Source organism: Streptomyces sp. NPDC085944 (assembly GCF_040686295.1).
Lineage (GTDB): Bacteria > Actinomycetota > Actinomycetes > Streptomycetales > Streptomycetaceae > Streptomyces > Streptomyces salinarius.
This window is the reverse complement of record NZ_JBFBJX010000030.1, coordinates 25,566-43,466: the sequence shown is the minus strand read 5'-3', so window position 1 is coordinate 43,466 and position 17,901 is coordinate 25,566. Positions and strand designations below refer to the sequence as shown.

At 73.4% G+C, this 17,901-nt stretch carries 13 protein-coding genes; 1 reads left to right on the top strand and 12 read right to left on the bottom strand.

What is annotated here, in order from left to right; all coding sequences use genetic code 11:
• Positions 1-74: 74 nt before the first annotated feature.
• Positions 75-1,517 (top strand): FAD-dependent oxidoreductase, encoded by a 1,443-nt coding sequence (locus AB0P07_RS34790; RefSeq protein WP_365557955.1) that lies wholly within the window; start codon positions 75-77, stop codon positions 1,515-1,517.
• Between the two features lie 19 nt (positions 1,518-1,536).
• On the opposite strand, the gene AB0P07_RS34785 is transcribed toward AB0P07_RS34790, so the two are convergent.
• The 12 genes from AB0P07_RS34785 to AB0P07_RS34730 form a co-directional block, all read right to left on the bottom strand.
• Positions 1,537-2,454 (bottom strand): kinase, encoded by a 918-nt coding sequence (locus AB0P07_RS34785; RefSeq protein WP_365557954.1) that lies wholly within the window; start codon positions 2,452-2,454, stop codon positions 1,537-1,539.
• Entirely contained in the window at positions 2,451-3,938 is a 1,488-nt protein-coding gene (locus AB0P07_RS34780) for a lyase family protein (protein WP_365557951.1), read from the bottom strand. Before AB0P07_RS34780 ends, AB0P07_RS34785 begins: the two co-directional genes overlap by 4 nt.
• Positions 3,929-5,581, bottom strand: coding sequence for a condensation domain-containing protein (locus tag AB0P07_RS34775; protein WP_365557949.1), 1,653 nt, complete (start codon positions 5,579-5,581; stop codon positions 3,929-3,931). Before AB0P07_RS34775 ends, AB0P07_RS34780 begins: the two co-directional genes overlap by 10 nt.
• The gene (locus AB0P07_RS34770) at positions 5,578-8,814 is read right to left on the bottom strand and encodes an amino acid adenylation domain-containing protein (RefSeq protein ID WP_365557946.1); all 3,237 of its coding nucleotides are present in this window, start codon (positions 8,812-8,814) and stop codon (positions 5,578-5,580) included. The genes AB0P07_RS34775 and AB0P07_RS34770 overlap by 4 nt, the downstream gene beginning before the upstream one ends.
• Before the next feature lie 49 nt (positions 8,815-8,863).
• Positions 8,864-10,012, bottom strand: coding sequence for a glycine amidinotransferase (locus tag AB0P07_RS34765; protein ID WP_365557943.1), 1,149 nt, complete (start codon positions 10,010-10,012; stop codon positions 8,864-8,866).
• A gap of 58 nt (positions 10,013-10,070) precedes the next feature.
• Positions 10,071-11,375, bottom strand: a complete 1,305-nt coding sequence (locus tag AB0P07_RS34760) for a PLP-dependent aminotransferase family protein (RefSeq protein ID WP_365557941.1) — start codon at positions 11,373-11,375, stop codon at positions 10,071-10,073.
• Positions 11,372-12,751, bottom strand: coding sequence for a (3,5-dihydroxyphenyl)acetyl-CoA 1,2-dioxygenase DpgC (gene dpgC, locus AB0P07_RS34755; protein ID WP_365557939.1), 1,380 nt, complete (start codon positions 12,749-12,751; stop codon positions 11,372-11,374). Before dpgC ends, AB0P07_RS34760 begins: the two co-directional genes overlap by 4 nt.
• Positions 12,748-13,464 carry an enoyl-CoA-hydratase DpgB gene (dpgB, locus tag AB0P07_RS34750; protein ID WP_365557936.1) on the bottom strand — a complete coding sequence of 239 codons (717 nt, stop codon included), beginning with the start codon at positions 13,462-13,464 and terminating at the stop codon, positions 12,748-12,750. The genes dpgC and dpgB overlap by 4 nt, the downstream gene beginning before the upstream one ends.
• A 20-nt stretch (positions 13,465-13,484) precedes the next feature.
• Positions 13,485-14,531 carry a 3,5-dihydroxyphenylacetyl-CoA synthase DpgA gene (gene dpgA, locus AB0P07_RS34745; protein WP_365557974.1) on the bottom strand — a complete coding sequence of 349 codons (1,047 nt, stop codon included), beginning with the start codon at positions 14,529-14,531 and terminating at the stop codon, positions 13,485-13,487.
• Positions 14,532-14,659: 128 nt separating this feature from the next.
• Positions 14,660-15,571, bottom strand: a complete 912-nt coding sequence (locus AB0P07_RS34740; RefSeq protein ID WP_365557934.1) for a TauD/TfdA family dioxygenase — start codon at positions 15,569-15,571, stop codon at positions 14,660-14,662.
• A gap of 67 nt (positions 15,572-15,638) precedes the next feature.
• Positions 15,639-16,550: a sulfotransferase domain-containing protein gene (locus tag AB0P07_RS34735; protein WP_365557931.1), complete on the bottom strand. Its 912-nt coding sequence runs from the start codon at positions 16,548-16,550 to the stop codon at positions 15,639-15,641.
• A 97-nt stretch (positions 16,551-16,647) separates the two neighbouring features.
• Positions 16,648-17,859, bottom strand: a complete 1,212-nt coding sequence (locus AB0P07_RS34730) for a cytochrome P450 (RefSeq protein ID WP_365557927.1) — start codon at positions 17,857-17,859, stop codon at positions 16,648-16,650.
• Positions 17,860-17,901: the final 42 nt, after the last annotated feature.

Genomic DNA, 17,901 nt, shown 5'->3' with positions numbered 1-17,901 from the left:
CGTCCGGACGACCGCGCCGTGGTCGCCGCCGGCCGGTCCCGTCGGCCGGTCTCCCCTCGGGCGGAAGGGCCACCATGACCAGTACCGGCGATTCGGAATCGGCGGAGTCGTTCGACGTGGTCGTCGTCGGAGGCGGCCCCGCCGGGTCGTCGGCCGCGACGTTCGTGGCCATGCAGGGGCACCGTGTCCTGCTGTTGGAGAAGGAAGGCTTCCCCCGGCACCAGATCGGTGAGTCCCTGCTGCCGTCCACGGTGCACGGGATCTGCGTGCTCCTCGGCGTGTCCGAGGAACTGCACAGTGCCGGGTTCGTGAAGAAGCACGGCGGCACGTTCCGCTGGGGCTCCAACACCGAACCGTGGACCTTCGACTTCGCGCTCTCCGAGAAGTTCGCGGGCCCCACCTCGTACGCCTACCAGGTCGAGCGCATGAAGTTCGACCAGTTGCTGCTCGACAACGCCCGGCGCAGGGGCGTCGTGGTCCGTGAGCGCTGCGCGGTCCGCGACGTCCTGGAGGACGGCGGCCGGGTCACCGGGGTGCGCTACACGGACGAGCACGGCACCGAGCGGGAGGCGCGCGCGCGGTTCGTCGTCGACGCCTCCGGCAACCAGAGCCGGCTGCAGGGACGCGTCGGCGGCGAGCGTCGCTACTCGGAGTTCTTCCAGAACATCGCGCTCTACGGCTACTTCGAGGGCGGCAAGCGACCGCCCGCGCCGAACAGCGGGAACATCACCTGCGTCGCCTTCGACTCGGGCTGGTTCTGGTACATCCCGCTGTCCGACACCCTCACCTCGGTGGGCGCGGTGGTGCGCAAGGAGTGCGCCGACCGGATCCGGGGCGACCGCGGCCAGGCACTGGCCAAGATGATCGCCGACTGCCCGCTGGTCTCCGACTACCTGTCGGAGGCGGAACGGGTCACCAGCGGGCCGTACGGCGAGGTCCGGGTGCGCAAGGACTACTCGTACCTGCACGACCGCTTCTGGCGGCCGGGCCTGACGCTGGTGGGTGACGCGGTCGGTTTCATCGACCCGCTGTTCTCCTCCGGCGTGCACATGGCCACGTTCAGCGCGCTGCTGGCCGCGCGTTCCGTCAACAGCGTGCTCCGCGGCGACCTGGAGGAAGAGGAGTGCTTCGCGGAGTACGAGGCCCGGTACCGCAAGGAGTACCAGACCTTCCACGACTTCCTCGTCAGTTTCTACGACGTCACCCGCGACGAGCAGCAGTACTTCGACGAGGCCCGGCGCGTCACCCGTGACTCCGCGCCCGGCGCCGGGGCGTTCGTCGGGCTGGTCGGCGGGGGTGCCTCGGACGACACGGCGCTGACCTCCGACGACTACCGGGACCAGCGCAAGAAGGACCTGCGTCAGCAGTCCCGGGACGTCCACTGGGAGGGGCACCGCATCCAGATGCAGGCGGCCTTCGGTGAGGCGGACGACGACCATCCGGCCGTCAAGGACGGGCTGGTCGTCGCGCAGGACGGCATGCACTGGACGAAGAGCGCGGAGCCCGCTCCGGTGTGATCCGGCGCCCCTTCTCCGGCTACCGCGTCTGCGGCGCCTGCGCGACGGCCGAGCGGTAGACGGAGAGGGTTCCGGGAAGCTCGGAGCAGGCGGCGCGCGCCGCTTCGAGCCTCTCCCGGTGCCCGTCGGCGGTGGTGTCGAGGAGCAGCCCGAGCATGGTGCCGCTGTGCGTGCAGACCACTCCGGGGGCGCCGACGCGTTCGGCGATGGCGGTCATGGCGTCGAGATTGCGCTTGGGCAGCCGGCGCTGGTTGAGGGCGGCACTGCGGGTGCTGACCGCGCCGACGGCGCTCAGGTCGGCGCCGCGCACGGCGCGGGCGAGGTCGTCGACGAGTCGCGCGTACTCGTGCCGCAGTCCGGGCGGCACGGGGTGGGGGCGCCGGTTGTGGGCGACGGTGTCGAGGTGTCCGCCCTCGTCGACGGCGACGACGGTGACGGGCGGCAGCACGCCGAGGCGGGCGCGGAGCCGGACGGCACGGTGTTCGAAGACGACGACGCCGGGGTGCATGACCCCGTCGGTGGGTTCGACGGGGCGCAGCCAGTCCTCTACGGCGGCCGGTGAGGTGTCCAGTCCGAGTACGGTGCCGACGCCGCGGGCCGTCGCGACGAGGTCGGCGGAGGAGCTGGCGAGGCCCTTGCCGACGAGCAGGTCGCTGTCCAGCAGGAGGGTGCCCCCGCCGCCGTCGCCGTGGGTGTCGAGCATGGCCCTCGCCAGCGTGAGCGACTTGGTCTTGTGCGCGGGGTAGACGTGGAGCGGGCCGTGCGGGTCGAAGCGGAACCGGGCGCGGCTGCCGAGGCTGATCGGGAGGGTGGCGAGGAAGGCCGTGCCGTCGGGCAGGACGCCCTGGAGGAGTTCCCCGAAGGTGCCGCAGGCGGCGCCGGTGCCCTCGGCGATGTCCACGGCGACCCGGCGGGCGGCCGCCGTCAGCCCCGTCATGTCTGGCCCCCTGCGGTGATGGGGGTTTCGAGGTGACGTGCCGCGGCTGTCCGGTGTGCGGTCCTGCGCGACCACTCGGCGTCGAGCCGGTCGAGTTCGCGCGACTCGTCGGCGAGGAGCCGCGCGACCTGGTCGGGGTGGGCGGAGCCGGCCGAGCGCTTGGCGCGCAGTCCCGCGTCGATGTCGAAGGACTCGGCGAGCAGTTCGGCGGCCGGCTCGGCCTCGTGACCGGATTCGGCGGCGCAGGCCCGCAGCAGGTCGGGGTCGGGGCGGTCGGCGCGCAGGCCCTGCTCGACGGCGCGCTTGACGTAGCGTCCGGCGACGATCTGGGCGGTGCGCCAGGGGATGCCGCAGTCCAGGGTGAGGCGGTTGGCGAGGGTGAAGCCGCCGAGGTGGTCCTCGGCGCAGGCGCCGCGCATCCGGTCGGTGCGGTAGGTGGTGCCGGTGACGACGGCGTGGGTCAGACGCAGCAGCGAGCGCATGGCCCGGGCCTGGGTGTGCAGGTGGGCGCCGGTCTCCTTCGACACCTCGACGGTGTTGCTGTACGGGGTGTTGCGCTGCCCGGCGACGAGGTCGGCGGCCCGGCCGACGACGTGGGCGCAGCGTCCGCGGATGCGTTCGAGTACGGGGAAGTTGCGCTTCTGCGGCATGGCCGCGGAGATGCCGACGAGGACGTCGGGCAGGTCGAGGAAGCCGAAGCCGCTGCCGCCCCAGGTCATGAAGTCGGTGGTGAAGCGGCTGAGGACGGCGGCGTAGCCGGCGAGGTCCGAGGCCATGCCGGTGGTCCAGGTACGGGAGGCGACACCGACCAGCGCGTGCGGCTGGGCGCGGGCGAAGCCGAGGTGGGCGGCGAGCCGGTCGCGGTCCCAGGGCAGTTCCTGTCCGGCCATGGCGCCGGATCCCAGCGGGCAGGCGTCCGTCTCGTCGTAAGTGTGCAGCATGCGGCGGAGGGCGGCGCCGGTCTCGGCGGCGAGGGCGGCGAGGTGGTAGGCGGGAGTGATGATCTGTGCGGCCTGGCCGTGGGTGTAGCCGGGCATGGGGGTGTCGGTGTGGCGGGCGGCGAGGGCGGTGACGGCTCGGCCGAGGTCCAGGAGGTCCGCCGCGACGGCGGTGAAGGCGGTGCGTGCTGCCATGAGCTGGGCGCACACCTGGGCGTCGTTGCGGCTGCGGTCGACGTGCCAGGCGGCGAAGGGCGGGGTGGGGCCGGACTGCACGTGGTGTTCCAGCGCGAAGGAGATGTCGGACATGTTGCGCTGCGGGTCGGCGCGTATCGCGTCGGCGTCGAGCGAGCCGAGGCGGGCGTCGAGGGCCACGGCGCCCGCGGTGTCGACCAGCCCCATCCTCAGGTACTCGCGCAGCAGGGCCCGCTCGACGGCGACGTAGTGGGGCAGCAGGTGTTCGGCCTCGTGGGCGAACTGCGCGGCGAGCACCTCCTCGTGCCACACGTCGCTCGGTGTGCCGTCGATCCGGCCGGTCACCGCCATGCCGTCCTCCCGTCCGGGGTGCTTTTCAGGGCGGTGGCGAGTCCGGCCACCGTCGGGTCTGCGAAGAAGGTCCGCAGCGTGGGGCCGCTTCCCCGCGCCGGGGCGAGGCGGGCCAGCAGGCGCAGGGCCTGGAGCGAGTGGCCGCCCGCGGTGAAGAAGTCCTCGTGTACGTCGACGGTGCCGCTGTCGGGGCCGAGCAGCGTCCGCCAGACGGCCGCCACCCGTTCCTCGGCCGCGTCGCGCGGGGCGGTCCGCGCGCCCGGGGCGGACCGTGCGGCCGGCGCGGCGCCCGCGGAGCGGGGGGTGTGCCGGGGGGCGGGGCCGGTCAGCAGCGCGGAGAGGCGGGTGCCGGGAGCGTCGAGGAGGGCGGCGAGCAACCGCAGGTAGTCGGCGAGCAGCAGGTCGGCGGTGGAGCGGTCGAAGAGGGCGGCATCGTAGACGAGGCGCAGGCCGCTGCCGGCGACGTCGAGGAGGAGGTCCTCCTCGCAGGAGGAGACGGGCGGGCCCAGACCGTCGGCGGCGGTGTGGTTGAAGGCGAGCTGGTAGAGGGGCGGTACGCCGGGCAGGCGTGGCGCGGCGAGGCGTTCGACGAGGCTCTGGAAGGGGATGTCGAACTTCTCCCCGGCGCGGACGGCGGTGGTGGTGCGGCGGACCAGTTCGGTGCCGTCGGGGTCGCCGGAGAGGTCGGCCCGCAGGACGCGCATGTTGACGAAGGTGCCGACCATGGCGCGGGTGGCGGGGTCGTCACGGCCGGCGACGGGCAGGCCGACGGCGAGGTCGGCGGCGCCGGAGTGGTGGTGGAGCAGCGCGGTCCAGGCGGCGAGGAACAGCATGACGGGGCGGGTCCCGTGGTGCCGGGCGGCACCGGTCAGGGCCGCGGTGACGCCGACCGGCAGGGCGGCGCGCACCTCGGCCCCGCGGAAGGTGCGGGCGGGCGGGCGCGGCCGGTCCAGCGGGACGGTGTGCACGGGGGGCAGCCCGCGCAGCCGGGTCCGCCAGTGGGCGGCGGCCGCGTCGGCGCCGCCGGTGCGGGCCCGCTCGCGTTCGCGCCGCGCGTACGCGCCGTAGCCGAGGGGCAGCCGGGGCAGGCGGGCCTCGCGTCCTTCCTCGGCGGCGGCGCAGAGTTCGGTGAGTTCGGCGTGGACGTTGAACCCGGAGGCCGTGTCGTACACCGTGTGGTGGGCCGCGAAGACCACCGACCAGGCCCCCTCCCCCAGGTTCAGGACGGCCGCGCGCCACTGGGGAGCCCGGTGGGGGTCGAACGGGGTGCGGGCCAGCCGGGCACGCAGGGAGCGCCGTTCCTCGGCCTGTGCGACGTGGTCGTGCGCGCTCAGGTCGGCCAGTTCGATCCGCGGCTCGGGACGCGGGTGCACCTCCTGGCGGAGCCGTCCGTCCACGGTCCGCAGGACGGTGCGCAGGGGTTCGTGGCGGTCCATGAGGACGTGCAGGGCGTGCACGAGGTCGTTCGCGGTCACCGCCGCGTGCAGGGGGAACTCGTCGACGGCGCAGTAGGTCGGCGGGTCGTGGGCCAGCCGGGAGGCCAGCCAGGCGCGTTCCTGGGCGTACGTCGCCGGGGCGGTGGCCGGCCCGACGGCATCGGGTGCGGGCCGGCCGTCGCGCACGGCGGGTCCGGGACGCGTCACGACGGCCCGCCGTCGCTCAGCGGCAGGACGTGGCCGGGCAGCCGTACCGGGTCGCCGAGGACGACGGCGATCTCCCGGGCGCCCTCGTAGGGTTCGCGGGCGTGGGCGGTGCGGATGTTGTCGACGAGCAGGACGTCGCCCTCCTGCCAGGGCTCCCCGACGGTGAACCGGTCGTAGACGGCGTTGATCTCCTCGACCGCGCCGGCGGTGACGGGGCCGCCGTCGCCCGCGGCGGTGTCGAAGGGCAGCCCGCCGGGTCCGTAGACGTCGGTGAGGTACTCCCTGATCGCGGGTTCGAGGGTGAGGCCGTTCAGGAAGGCGATCTGGTTGAACCAGCAGGGGGCCCCGGTGCGCGGGTGGGGCACCACCGCGGCGCGGCGCTGGCGGGTGAGCAGACGGCCGTCGGCGAGCCAGGTCGGTTCGACGGCGGCTTCGGCGCAGTACGCGTCCACCGACGCGCGGTCGGTGCTGCCGAACGCCTCGGGCCAGGAGAGCCCGACGTCGTGGTAGGCACGGCGCAGCAGCCAGCCGTGCTCGGCGAAGCGGGCGGTCAGGTCGGACGGGAGCGCGGCGAGTACCTGCTGGGAGTCGGCGACGGTGGTGCGGCCTGAGCCGTCGGGCGCGGTGAGGCACGCGAAGAGCAGGGTGCCGGGGACGGTGGCGGCGTGGCTCAGCTCGTGGTGCATGCACATCGGGTCCTCGGCGGGCCAGTGGCTGCCGGAGTACACGCCTGGGGCGAGTGCGGTGCGGGGCGCGAAGCCCTCCCGTTCCGTCAGGGGTTCGATGCCGAGCGCGGCCGCGACGCGCGCGACGTCGGCGGGGGTGCGGGCGCCGACGCCGCGGAGCATGACGGCGCCAAAGGCGGCGAGGGCGGCGAGCGCCGGGGCGCGGTGCGCGGTGGCGCGGGCGGCGGAGTCGGGGGCGGGGTCGGCGGTGCGGCAGTCGAGGACCGGCAGCGGCGCCGGGCCCTCGGCGGGGCGGGCCGGGGTGGTCGCGGGGGCGGGGCCGGCCGGCGCGGTCGCCTGGGCGGGAGCGGACTTGCCGTCCAGCAGAGCGGCGACATCGGCGACCGTGGGGGTGTCGCGGAGTTCGGCGACGGTCACCCTGCGGTCGAGTTCGACGGCCAGGCGGATCGCGGTGAGGGAGGTGCCGCCGAGGTCGGTGAAGCGGCTGTCGCGTCCGATGCGGTCTTCCGGCACGTGCAGCAGGCGGGCCCAGACGGCTGCGACGCGGCGTTCGGCGGGGGTGTCCAGCCGCGGGGCGCCGGTGCCGGCGCTCCCCCGGGCGTGCGCGTTGTCACGGGCGCGGGCGGTGAGGGCCTGCTTGTCGATCTTCCCGTTGCCGGACAGGGGGAGTTCACGGACGCGGTGGAGCCGGTGCGGAACCATGTAGTGGGGCAGGGCGGTGCCCAGGGCGTGTGCGGTGCCCGCTCCGTCGGGGGCTTCCTCGCCCGTGTAGTAGGCGACGAGCTGGGGCGCGTCGTCGGTGCCGGCGACGACGACGGCACCGTCGCGGACGCCGGGGACCTGGAGCAGCCGGTCCTCGATCTCGCCGATCTCGATGCGGAAGCCGCTGATCTTCACCTGAGCGTCGCGCCGGCCCAGGTACTCCAGTTCGCCGGAGGGGAGCCGGCGGCCGAAGTCCCCTGAGCGGTAGAGGCGTTCGGCGGGCCGCAGGGGGTCCTGGTGGTAGACGGCGGCGGTGCGGTCGGGGTCGTTGACGTAGCCGCGGCCGACGCACACACCGGCGATGACGATCTCGCCCGGGGCGCCGTCGGGGACGAGGTGGAGCTGTTCGTCCATGACGTAGACGCGGCAGTTGCGGATGGTGTCGCCGAGGGGCACCGAGCGGTGGTCCGGCACGGCGCGCATGACGCCGTGGTGGGAGTCGTCGCTCACCTCGGTGAGGCCGTAGCAGTTGACGAGGGGCACGCCGGGGAACTGCTCGAACCAGCGGCGCACCAGTTCCTTCTTGAGCGCCTCGCCGGTCACGGCCATGACGCGCAGGTGCGGCAGGTCGGCGCGGCCCCGGGCGGCCTCCGCGAGGACGAGTTCGAGGTAGGTGGGCACGAGTTGGAGGACCTGGACGCCGTGCCGGTTGACGAGGTCCACGAACCGGGCCACGTCCAGTACGGCCTCCTGCTCGACCAGCAGCACGCGGCCGCCGACGAGGAACGGGGAGACCAGCTGCCACAGGGAGATGTCGAAGCACTGCGGGGCGGTCTGCCCGACGGTGTCGCCCTCCTGGACGCCGAGGTCCTCGATCTTGGCGTAGAGGTGGTTGAGGAAGCCGTCGTGCTCGCACATGGCGCCCTTGGGCTCGCCGGTGGACCCCGACGTGAAGTACACGTACGCCAGGTGGTCCCCGGCCACGGCGACGCCCGGATCCCGCGTGGGTCCGTCGCCGCGGGCGAGGTCCCCGACGGTCATCCGGCGGATCGGGTCGCGGCCGTTCAGGGCCTCGTCGAGGGACGGCACGTCGGGGTCGGAGAGCACCCAGCGGCACTCGCTGCGGGTGAGGGTCCTCGCGATGCGGGAGGCGGGGAACTCCGGCTCCAGCGGCAGGTAGCAGCCGCCCGCCTTGAACACGGCGAGCACCGCGGCCGGCCAGAGCGGGTGGCGTCCGGTGACTACGGCCACGACGTCCTCCGGGGCCAGCCCCTCCCGCAGCAGCGCCTCGGCGATCCGGTTGGCGTCGTCGTTGAGTTCGCGGTACGTGCGCGTGGTGGTCCCGTGCACGACGGCCACGGCGTCGGGGTGGCGCAGGACGCGTTCCTCGAAGAGTTCGTGGAAGCGGCGGCCCGGCAGCGGCCGCAGCGGTCCGGCGCCGCGTGCGACGACGGCCTCGGTCTCCTCCGGCGTCAGGAGCCCGTGCCGGGTGTGCGGCAGGTCCGGGTCGTCCGTCATCAGCCGCAGCGCGCGCAGCTCGTACCCTCCGAGGCGTTCGGCGGTCGCGTCGGCCGCGGCCGACGCGTTCGCCCAGGCCTCCTCCGCCTCACTTCGTCCGTCGTCGGTGCCCACGTGGCGCACCAGATCGCGCCAGGAGACCTCGGGGGCCGCACAGGCCCTGCCCAGGAGCACCGAGGCGACCTTCAGCCGCGCGGCGAGCCGCACGGAGGCCGGGTCCGAGGCCAGGTCCGCCGCGCAGGCGTGGGCGAGGGCCGCGACGGCGTCCTCCGGCCCGGCGGGTGCCGGCTGCCGCCCGGCGACCGGGTCGGGTGCTGTTTCATGCATCGGGACGCTCCTGCTGTCGGTGAGTCGGCGTGCGGTCGGCGCGGGACGTTCAGGCCAGGTAGTCCTCGGCGCCGCCGGTGCGCACCGTGTCGAGGGTGAAGCAGTGGAAGCCCCCGCCGAACAGGCGCCGATGGCGGTGGCGGACGGGGACGACGGTGAACCCGTGCTGCTCCAGCGTGGCCACGAGGGTCTTGCAGGCGTCGTTGACCAGAACGGTGTCCTCGTCGACGGAGAGGACGTTCAGGTCGATGTAGGGGCTGGCGGGGATCGGGTCGTCGTTCTCGTACTGCGGGTAGTCGTCGACGCCCGGCGGCGGCGGGACCACGACGTCCCAGCCGCGCAGGGCCTCGGGCAGGTAGTCCACGACGCCCGGGTCGCGCAGCAGCAGGGTGCCGGGGCGCAGCGGGACCACGACGGAGTCGATGTGGCTCTGGGTCAGCCGGTCCATGCGGTGCACGCGGAACCGTCCGTCGAGGTGGCGCGTCAGCCAGTCGAGCGCGAGGGCGTGGTTGGCGTTGGAGACGTTGACGATCAGGTCGCGGCCCAGCCGCAGGCAGTTGGCTCCGTCGATCAACGGTTCGATGCCCACGTCGTACGGCGACTCCTGCGGGTCGAGGGGGACTTCGATGTTCGGTGCGGCGTGGGCGACGTTGGCGGGGTCGAAGGAGTGGTCGGTCATCAGCGGGCGCGGCATGGTCGTCCAGCGGGCGCCGCCGCGGAAGTACTCCAGGAAGACCGGCTTGAGGAACTGGGTCTCGAAGTAGCGGTCGTGCAGCATGGGCGGGGTCTCGATGATCTCGTCGCCCAGGATCAGGGTGTTGTCGCGGAGGTTCAGCGGCGGTGTGACGGCGGCCTCGAAGGCGGGGGTGGCGACCCGGGTCGTCTCCCGGGCGGGCGACAGGGGCCGGTGCACCGTGACGCCGAGCGCGGTGAGCTGCGCCGCGAGTCCTTCGACGTCCTCGACGAGTTCGCCGAGGAAGCGCTCCTTCTGCGCCAGGCGGTGGGGGGTGTTGCGGTCGCGGCGTTCCTCGCCGTCGCGCCAGGTGGAGAGGGAGGGGTAGTAGCCGCGGGCTCCGGAGAGGTTGTCGCTGATGAACATGTCGAACGACATGTCGCGCACCCGGTCGAGGTAGCCGTCCGCCGCGCCGAGGACGACCTCCTTCAGCGGGGTGAAGTCGTCGTAGCTGTTCAGGCGCATCGGCGGGGGCCTTTCGTGGGGCGTCGGGGGGTGGCGGCCCGCGTGCGGTGTCTTCTCGTCATCCCGCGGCCTCCTCTCTGAGGAAGGCCGCGAGGCGCCGCACGCCGGTCTCGATCCGGTCGGGCTCCAGGTAGCTGCACGACAGCCGGATCTGCCGGTCGCCGCGGTCGGTGAGGGAGAACTGCCGCATCGGCGTCCACAGCACGCCGTACCGGTCCGCCGAGACCTCCAGGAGGGCGAGGTCGGCGGGGACGGACAGGTCGACGCGGGCGAAGAAGCCGCCGGCCGGGCGGTGCCAGGAGACGCCCGGCGGCGCGTCGTCGGTCAGGTGCCGTTCCAGGGCGGCGGTGAGGTGGGCGAGGTTGGACCGGTAGCGGTCGGCCTTGCGCCGGGCCAGGGCCCGCAGGGAGCGCCCGTGTTCCAGCAGGAGGCCGCCGACGACGGCCTGGGACAGGGGCGAGGTGTTGACGGTGACCATCGTCTTGAGGTCGGCGAGCTCCCGGGCGAGGGACCGGGTGCCGCCGGCCCGTCCGACGCGCTGGTCGGCGACGGCGTAGCCGACGCGGGCCCCGGGGAACCCGACCTTGGCGAACGTGCCCAGGTGGACGACGCGCCGCCGGGTGTCGAGGGCCTTGAGGCCGGGCAGGGCGTCGTCCTCGGGGGCGGTGAAGGCGTAGGCGTTGTCCTCGACGAGCAGCAGGTCCTCGCGTTCCGCCAGGTCGAGCAGTGCGTGCCGGGCGTCGAGGGGCATGCGGGCGCCGCCGGGGTTGGAGAAGTCGGGGGCGACGTAGCAGGCGCGGACGCGGCGCCCTTCGGACCGGGCCTGCCGGCAGCGGGCGGCGAGGTGCTCCACGTCGAGTCCGGCGGCGTCCTCGCGGACGTCGGTGACAGGGATGCCGAGGAGTCGTGCGACGCCGACGATGCCCGGGAAGCACGGGTCGGCCACGGCGAGCACGTCGGCGGCGGCGTCCCGGTACAGGGCCCGCAGGGTGAGGAGCATGGCCTCCTGGGCGCCGACGGTGATCACGACGTCGTCGGGTGCGGCGTGGATGCCCTGGTCGGTGCGGAGGGCCTCGGTCACGAGGTCGTTGATGAGTCCCTGCGCGGGTCCGTACTCGTAGAGCACGCGTTCGGCGCGGGAGGGGTCGAGGCCGCGGTCGGTGCGCAGGTGGGTGAGGAAGCGGTCGGTCAAGGTGCGCAGGTCGAGGCCCTGGACGAAGTCGGGGTGCGGGGCGCCTGGGGCGAAGGAGATGGCGTCGGGGTGGCGGTCCATCACCTCGTTGAGGAAGCCGATGGCGCCGAGCACCGGGTCCTGGAGGGACCCGTGCAGGTCCGCCGCGCTCAAGTCGGGGGCGGCGGTCATGTCCGGCTCCCCTGTGCGGCGCGCCGCCGCTCGCGCTCCTGCCAGCGGCGTTCGACCTTGTCGAGGACGTCCGGGGCGTAGGCGCGGTCCGCCTGGGCGAAGGCGAACTCGGCGAGGTAGGTGCGGAAGTGGTCGAGGGGTTCCTCGGCGAGGGCGAGCATCCGCCGGTTGGCGGCGACGGCGGGGGCGGCGAGGGCCGCCGCGGCGCGTTCGACCGCCTCGTCCATGCGGTCGGCGGGGACGACCTCGTCGTAGACCGCGGCGGCCTCGGGGTCGGTGGCGGCGATCCGGCGTCCGCCGAGCACGACCTGCCGGGCGAGGCGGGCTCCGGTCTGCCGGGTGAGCCGGAGGTTGCCCGCGCCGGGGACGATGCCCTCCTCGGCGGCGGGCAGGCTGACGTAGGCGCCCTCTTCGGCGACGACGTGGTCGAGGGTGAGCAGGAGTTGCATGCCGCCGCCGATGGCGAAGGTGTCGACGGCCCCGATCCACGGTTTGGTGACGTACCGTTCGCTGCCGGCGCCGGGGGCCGGGTCGGTCAGCAGGCCGTGGAGCAGCTTGTTGACGTAGCCGAGTTCCCGGGCCAGGAGGAAGCCGACCAGCGGGATCCGGCCGTCGCGCAGGTCGGTGAGATCGATGCCGGCGCTGAAGACGCGCCGCCCCCGGTGGGCGGGGTGGTCGGTGGTGCCGCCGCGCAGGACGCCGACGCGGACCGTGTCGTCGAGCAGGACGAGGTCGACGGCGGTGTCGAGGTCGGCGACGAGCCGGGCGTTCTCGGCGTTGAGCCGGCCCGGGTTGCGGAACTCGACGTAGGCGGTGGCGCCGCGGCGTTCGACGTGGACGGCGTCCAGTTCGACGCGGCCCTCGGCGCGGAAGCGGTCCAGGAGTTCCAGGGCGCGCGGGGTGGGTCCGAGCATCGTCTCCACGAGGTGCCGGCCGGCGGTGGGCGAGCGCAGCACGGCGCCGCAGAACCGGCCCTGGTCGATCTCGCGGCCCTCCTTCTCCGCCTGGACGAAGCGGAGTTCGGCGGCCATCTGCGCACGGGTGGGCACCAGGCCGGGCACCAGGTCGGCAGCGGCGTCCACGAGGTCCGGCAGGCGCGGGCACCGGGTCAGTCCGTCGGTGAGCAGCCCGTAGACGGTGTCGGTGTGCCTGGCGAGGAAGTCCCGCCGGACGGCGCGGACCTCCGCGTGCGCGGTCACGGCGCGGATCCGCTCGTCCCGGGACCTCCCCGGGACCGGGGGCAGCGCCGCGAGGATCCGTTCGGCTGCCGCGGCCTGTTCGGCGAGATGCCGTGCGTCGTCGTCGAAACGGCCGGTGAGCAGGACAGGGGCGGTGGGTCCGGCGGAGGCGGCCGGAGCGGCGGGCCGGGTGGTCACTGCGGCACCTCCGTCGGTTCCGGGCCGTGGCCGGACAGGCGTCGCAACTCGCGGTCGCAGGCGGCCAGGTGGATGCCGAGCGCGTCCTCGTACTCGGCGGAGGCGGCCTCCTCCAGGAGCCGCCGGCGGATGCGGGTCTCCCGGTCGGAGAGCCGGCCGCGCAGGACGGCCGCGGTGTGGACGGCCTCGGTGAGGTCCTCGCTGACCTGGTCGACGATGCCGAGTTCCGTGGCGTCGCCGAGTTCGATGGCGGAGTCCCAGAGCACGATGCGGCGGGCGCGGGCCAGCCCGATGTGCTGCACGAGCCGGTACAGGGTCATGCCGGGCCAGAAGTGCCCCTCGTTGACGGGCAGCAGCAGGCGCAGGTCGGGCCCCGCGATCCGGTAGTCCGCGGCCAGCAGCAGGTCGAGGACCGGGCCGCCGCACGTCCCCTCGGCGACGGCGATGTTGACGTGGTCGAGCCGTTCCAGGCGGCGCACGGCCCGCTCCCAGCGCTTGACCTCCTGGATCGAGACGCCGCCGGGCCACTCGCGCGGCTGGTGGGGTGCCGGGGTGAACCGCAGGACCACGACCGTCCGTTCGCCCCGGTCCCCGGCCTGTTCGCAGACCGCGTCCAGCGCGGCGGTCAGTTCGGGCAGCGGGCTGCCGCCGTCCAGCCGGGCCAGGAGGCCCAGTTCCCCGGGCAGCCCCGTCCGGTCGGATCCGGTCTTCATGGTCGTACCAGCTCCTTTCCTCACCAGCGCACCAGGGCCGTCTCGATGGTCGAGCCCGGTCCCATCGTCATCAGGACTCCGAGGTCGCCGGGGACGGCGGCCTTCTCGTCGCGCAGCCGCTCGTAGGAGAACAGGAACGATCCGCTGGAGAGGTTGCCGTGGTCGCGCAGCACTCCGGTGGTGTGCCGCACGTCGTGCCGGGACAGTTCGAGGTTCACCCGGATCGCGTCGATGACCTTCTTGCCGCCGGAGTGCACCACCCAGTGGTCGATGTCCCCGGTGCCCAGTCCGGTGCCGTCCAGGAGGCGGGAGACCGCCGTCTCGGCGTGCGCGCCGACGACGTAGGGCACGTCGGCGTCGAGGTAGAAGCTGAACTTGCCCTGCGCGTCGTCCCAGTCGTAGCGCATCGCGGAGACGGCCTCGGGGATGATGTGGCTGGCGAACCTCAGCAGTTCGGGGCCGGGCGGCGCCTCGTCGCCGGGGTGTTCCCGGGCTCGGACGGCGACGGCCGCCGCGCCGTCCCCGAACAGGCTGTTGACCACCGAGGAGCGCATGGTGCCGTCGAAGACGTAGGCGGCGGAGCATGCCTCCACGCAGACCGTCAGGGCGAGTTCGCCGGGGTGGCCGCCGGCCCAGCCCGCGACGGCGTTGAGCGCGTTGAGCCCGGCGTTGCAGCCCATGCCGACGACGTCCAGGCGCTGGCAGGACGGATGGATGCCGAGGTCCCGGATGAGGAGCGCGGAGAGGCCGGGCGTGAGCAGTCCGGTGGAGGTGACGCAGCACAGGTAGCGGACGTCGGCGAGTTCCGCGCCGGCGTCCGCCAGGCAGCGTTCGACCGCCTCCCGGCCCATCCGCAGCCCGGTCTCGGTGTGCTTGCGCAGCAGGTCGCCCTGGGACTCCTCAAGAGGGGTCCCGTCAGGGCCGGTCGGGGGCAGGGTGAGGTTGCGGCGCTCGATGTTGCCGCCGAGGAAGACGGAGCGGATGCGCCGGTCGGTGATGCCGAAGGTGTCGAGTACCTCCCGCTGGGTGTACGAGACGGGCGGTACGGCGGTGCCCACACCGGCCAGTCCCGGGGCCCCGGCGGCTGCTCGCTGCGGCGGCGGCCCGGGTGCCCGGCCGGCCGTTTGCTGGGTTCCGCGCACGTCTTCCTCCGTCTTTCCTGCGTGGGACGTCCTCCGCGGGGTGCGGGACCGGCTCAGTAGCCGACCTTGGCGTTGATGCGGCGCGGGTAGTACCGCTCGTCACCGTTGCGCCGGTACTCGGGCCGGCGGGGGGTGTTGCTGGTGGGCACGTCGCCGTTGACCGTGACGCGCTGGCCGCGGCGGTGCTCCTGGTAGTCGTTGATGGCGATGTGCTGGGTGACGCGGTTGTCCCACAGGGCCACGGTGTGCGGGTCCCAGCGGTGCCGGAGGGTGAAGGCCGGCTGCTCGGAGTGCTCGAACAGGTGCTGCAGGACGGTGTCGCTCTCCTGCCGAGTGAGCTGCGGGATGTGCGAGGTCCACATCCGGGTGACGTAGAGCGACTTGCGTCCGGTCACCGGGTGGACGCGGACGACGGGGTGCTCGGCGGACATCTCGACGACCGGCGGGATCTTCAGGACGTGGACCGCGGTGAGCCCTTCGAGCATCTCCCGGAACGGCTCGGAGAGCGTCTCGTACGCCCGGTACTGGTTGCTCCACATGGTGTCGCCGCCCGCGGAGGGGGTGTCGATCAGGTGCAGGATCGACGCGATCGGCGGGCTGGGGCTGAAGCTGACGTCGATGTGCCACTCGTCGGCCTTGCCGCCCTTGTCGGGTTCGATCACCGTGATCTCGGGGTGGTCCGCCAACTTGGGCAGGAAGGGGTGGACCTCCACCTCGCCGAAACGCCGGCCGAACGCCACGTGCCCGGCGGGGGTCAGCTTCTCCTGGTCCGGAAAGAACAGCACGAGGTGTTCGAGCATCAGCTCGTGGATCCGGTCGAACTGCGCGTCGGTGAGGTCGTCGAGGTCGATGCCGCGGACCTCGGCCCCGAGGGCGCCGGAGACGCGGCGGACGTCGAGGGCGTCGGCGGGGGCGGTGGCGAGCCGGGCGGCGGTGGCGGGCTGCGGTGGCGCGGACGGTGTCACAGCGAGGTCTCCTTCGAGTCGTGGTGTGGGCGGCGAAGTGCCGCGTCGGCGGGCCGCCGGGCAGGCGTCACGGGCGGGCGCCCGCCGCTCCGCCGTGCAGCCAGTCGAGGAACGGCTTCGGGGCGAGGGCACCGACGCGCTCGTGGTAGGCGTCGAGGTCGGCGTCGGTCAGGACGCCGCGGGCGCCGCCGGAGCGTCCCGAGCGGAAGAACTCCGCGGGGTCCGCGAGGATCTCCTTGTCCGGCGCCAGGTGCTCCGCGCGGCTTTTCATCTCGTCGAAGGTCGCCGCCCGCACCAGCTCCGGCCAGACGGCCGGGTCCACGGTGATGCCCAGCCACTCGGCCAGCGCCGACATCTGGCCCTCCAGGTCGGCGCACAGGTCGTCGTAGTGCAGCAGCCGTACGTTCGGCTCGTCACGCCGGTTCCAGGCGTCGAGCGGGTGGTGGAGTTCGGCCGCGGCCACGTCCTGCTCCCAGCCGTCGGACTCGCCGGCGCGACACCAGTTCAGCAGGTACTCGCGGGCCCGCCCGGAGTACTTCTCAAAGTCCTGGTCGCTGTTGAAGGCGCGCAGCCACTCGGCGCGGACGTTGGCGACCTGGTGGTACATGGACAGGGCCCGGTCCAGGGGGTGCCGGTTGACGACGAGGTAGCTGACGCGCGGGTCGAGGGGCAGTCCGTCGAGCGGGACGTGCGTCTTGATGACGCGCCGGTGCTCCTGCTCGGCGAGCTGCGCGTACATCTGGTCCTGCGGCGTGAAGAGCTGGTCCAGCCACGGCGACAGTGCCGACAGCGGCTTGGGGAGTTCCGGGGTCTGGAACACGAGCAGCGCACAGATCATCTGCACCCATGTCGTACCGGCCTTGGCCGGACTGCTGACGACGATGTCGCCCTCGCGCAGCGGGAAGTCGTCCCAGCGGGCACTGTCCTGTTGCGGCGACTTGTACCGGCGCGGTGCTTGAGTCAGTGTCTGATCACTCATGGCCACGTTCCTCACTGGTGCACGGAGGGGCAACGGATCGGTCACAATCTGCCGTGGCGGGGGCCGGACGGCATCCACGTTCGCCACAGTTACGCGTCTACGCGTCCCAGGTGACGGGCAGGCTCTTCACGCCGTAGACGTCCGCGATCTCCGCTTCGGGGCGCAGGGCGATCTCCTCGGCGGGTACGGCGAGGCGCAGCGTCGGGAAGCGGTTGACCAGGGCCGGGAACGCCACCTTCATCTGGACGCGGGCCAGTTGCTGGCCCAGGCACTGGTGGATGCCGTGTCCGAAGGCGATGTGCGCGCCCTCCCGGCGGTGCAGGTCGAGCCGGTGGGGGTCGGTGAAGCGCTCGGGGTCGCGGTTGGCCGTGTTGTAGCTCAGGATCAGCGAGGTGCCGGCCTTGACGGTGTGCCCGCCGAGTTCCACGTCCCGCAGTGCCGTCCGCATGAAGGTCTTGCCGACGCTCAGGTAGCGCAGCAGCTCCTCCACGGCCCGGTCGGCGAGAGCGGGGTCGGCGCGCAGCGCGGCGAGCTGTTCGGGGTGGCGCAGCAGCGCGAAGGTGCCGAGACCGATCATGTGCATGGTGGTGTCGAGTCCGGCCGCGAGCAGGAAGAGGGACATCCCGACCAGTTCCTCGTCGGTGAGGTCCCCGTCGGTGAGTTCGCTGAGCACGTCGTCGGTGGGGTGGGCGCGTTTGGCGGCCACCAGCGCGGCGAGGTGGGCGCGGGTCGCGTGGTAGGCCGCTATGAGGTCGTCGCGGTCGGACTCCAGGTCCCGGAAGGCGTCGACCTGTTTCTGGAAGGTGGCGCGCTCCTCGTGCGGGACGCCCAGCAGTTCGCAGATGGTGACGGCGGGGATGGGTTTGGCGTAGGCGGTCACCAGGTCGGTGGGCCCTCCGGCCAGTTCCATGGCGTCGAGGTGTTCGGCGGTGATTTCCTCGATGCGTCGGGTCAGCAGCCGCATGCGCCGCACGGTGAACTTGCCCATGAGCGGCTTGCGGTAGCGGCCGTGGCGTGGTTCGTCCATGAAGAGGAACTCGCCCGGGGGCGCCGGTTCGAGTTCGACGTCCCCGTGGTCGACGGTCGGGTGGCGCAGGAGCTCCCAGCGCGAGCTGAACCGGGGGTCGGCCAGCACCGACCGGATGAGGTCGTATCCGGTGACCAGCCATCCGTCGACGCCGCCGGGGAAGACATAGCGGCTGATGGGGCCGTGGCGGCGGGCTTCGAGCAGTTCGGCCGGCGGGTCGAACGGCCGGTCGGGCCGGCGTCGCGTCGGCATGGTGGTGACGGTGTACAGGGGGTCGCCCACGGCCATCCTCGTCTCGCAGGGGCTTCGGTCCGCCGGTTCGGG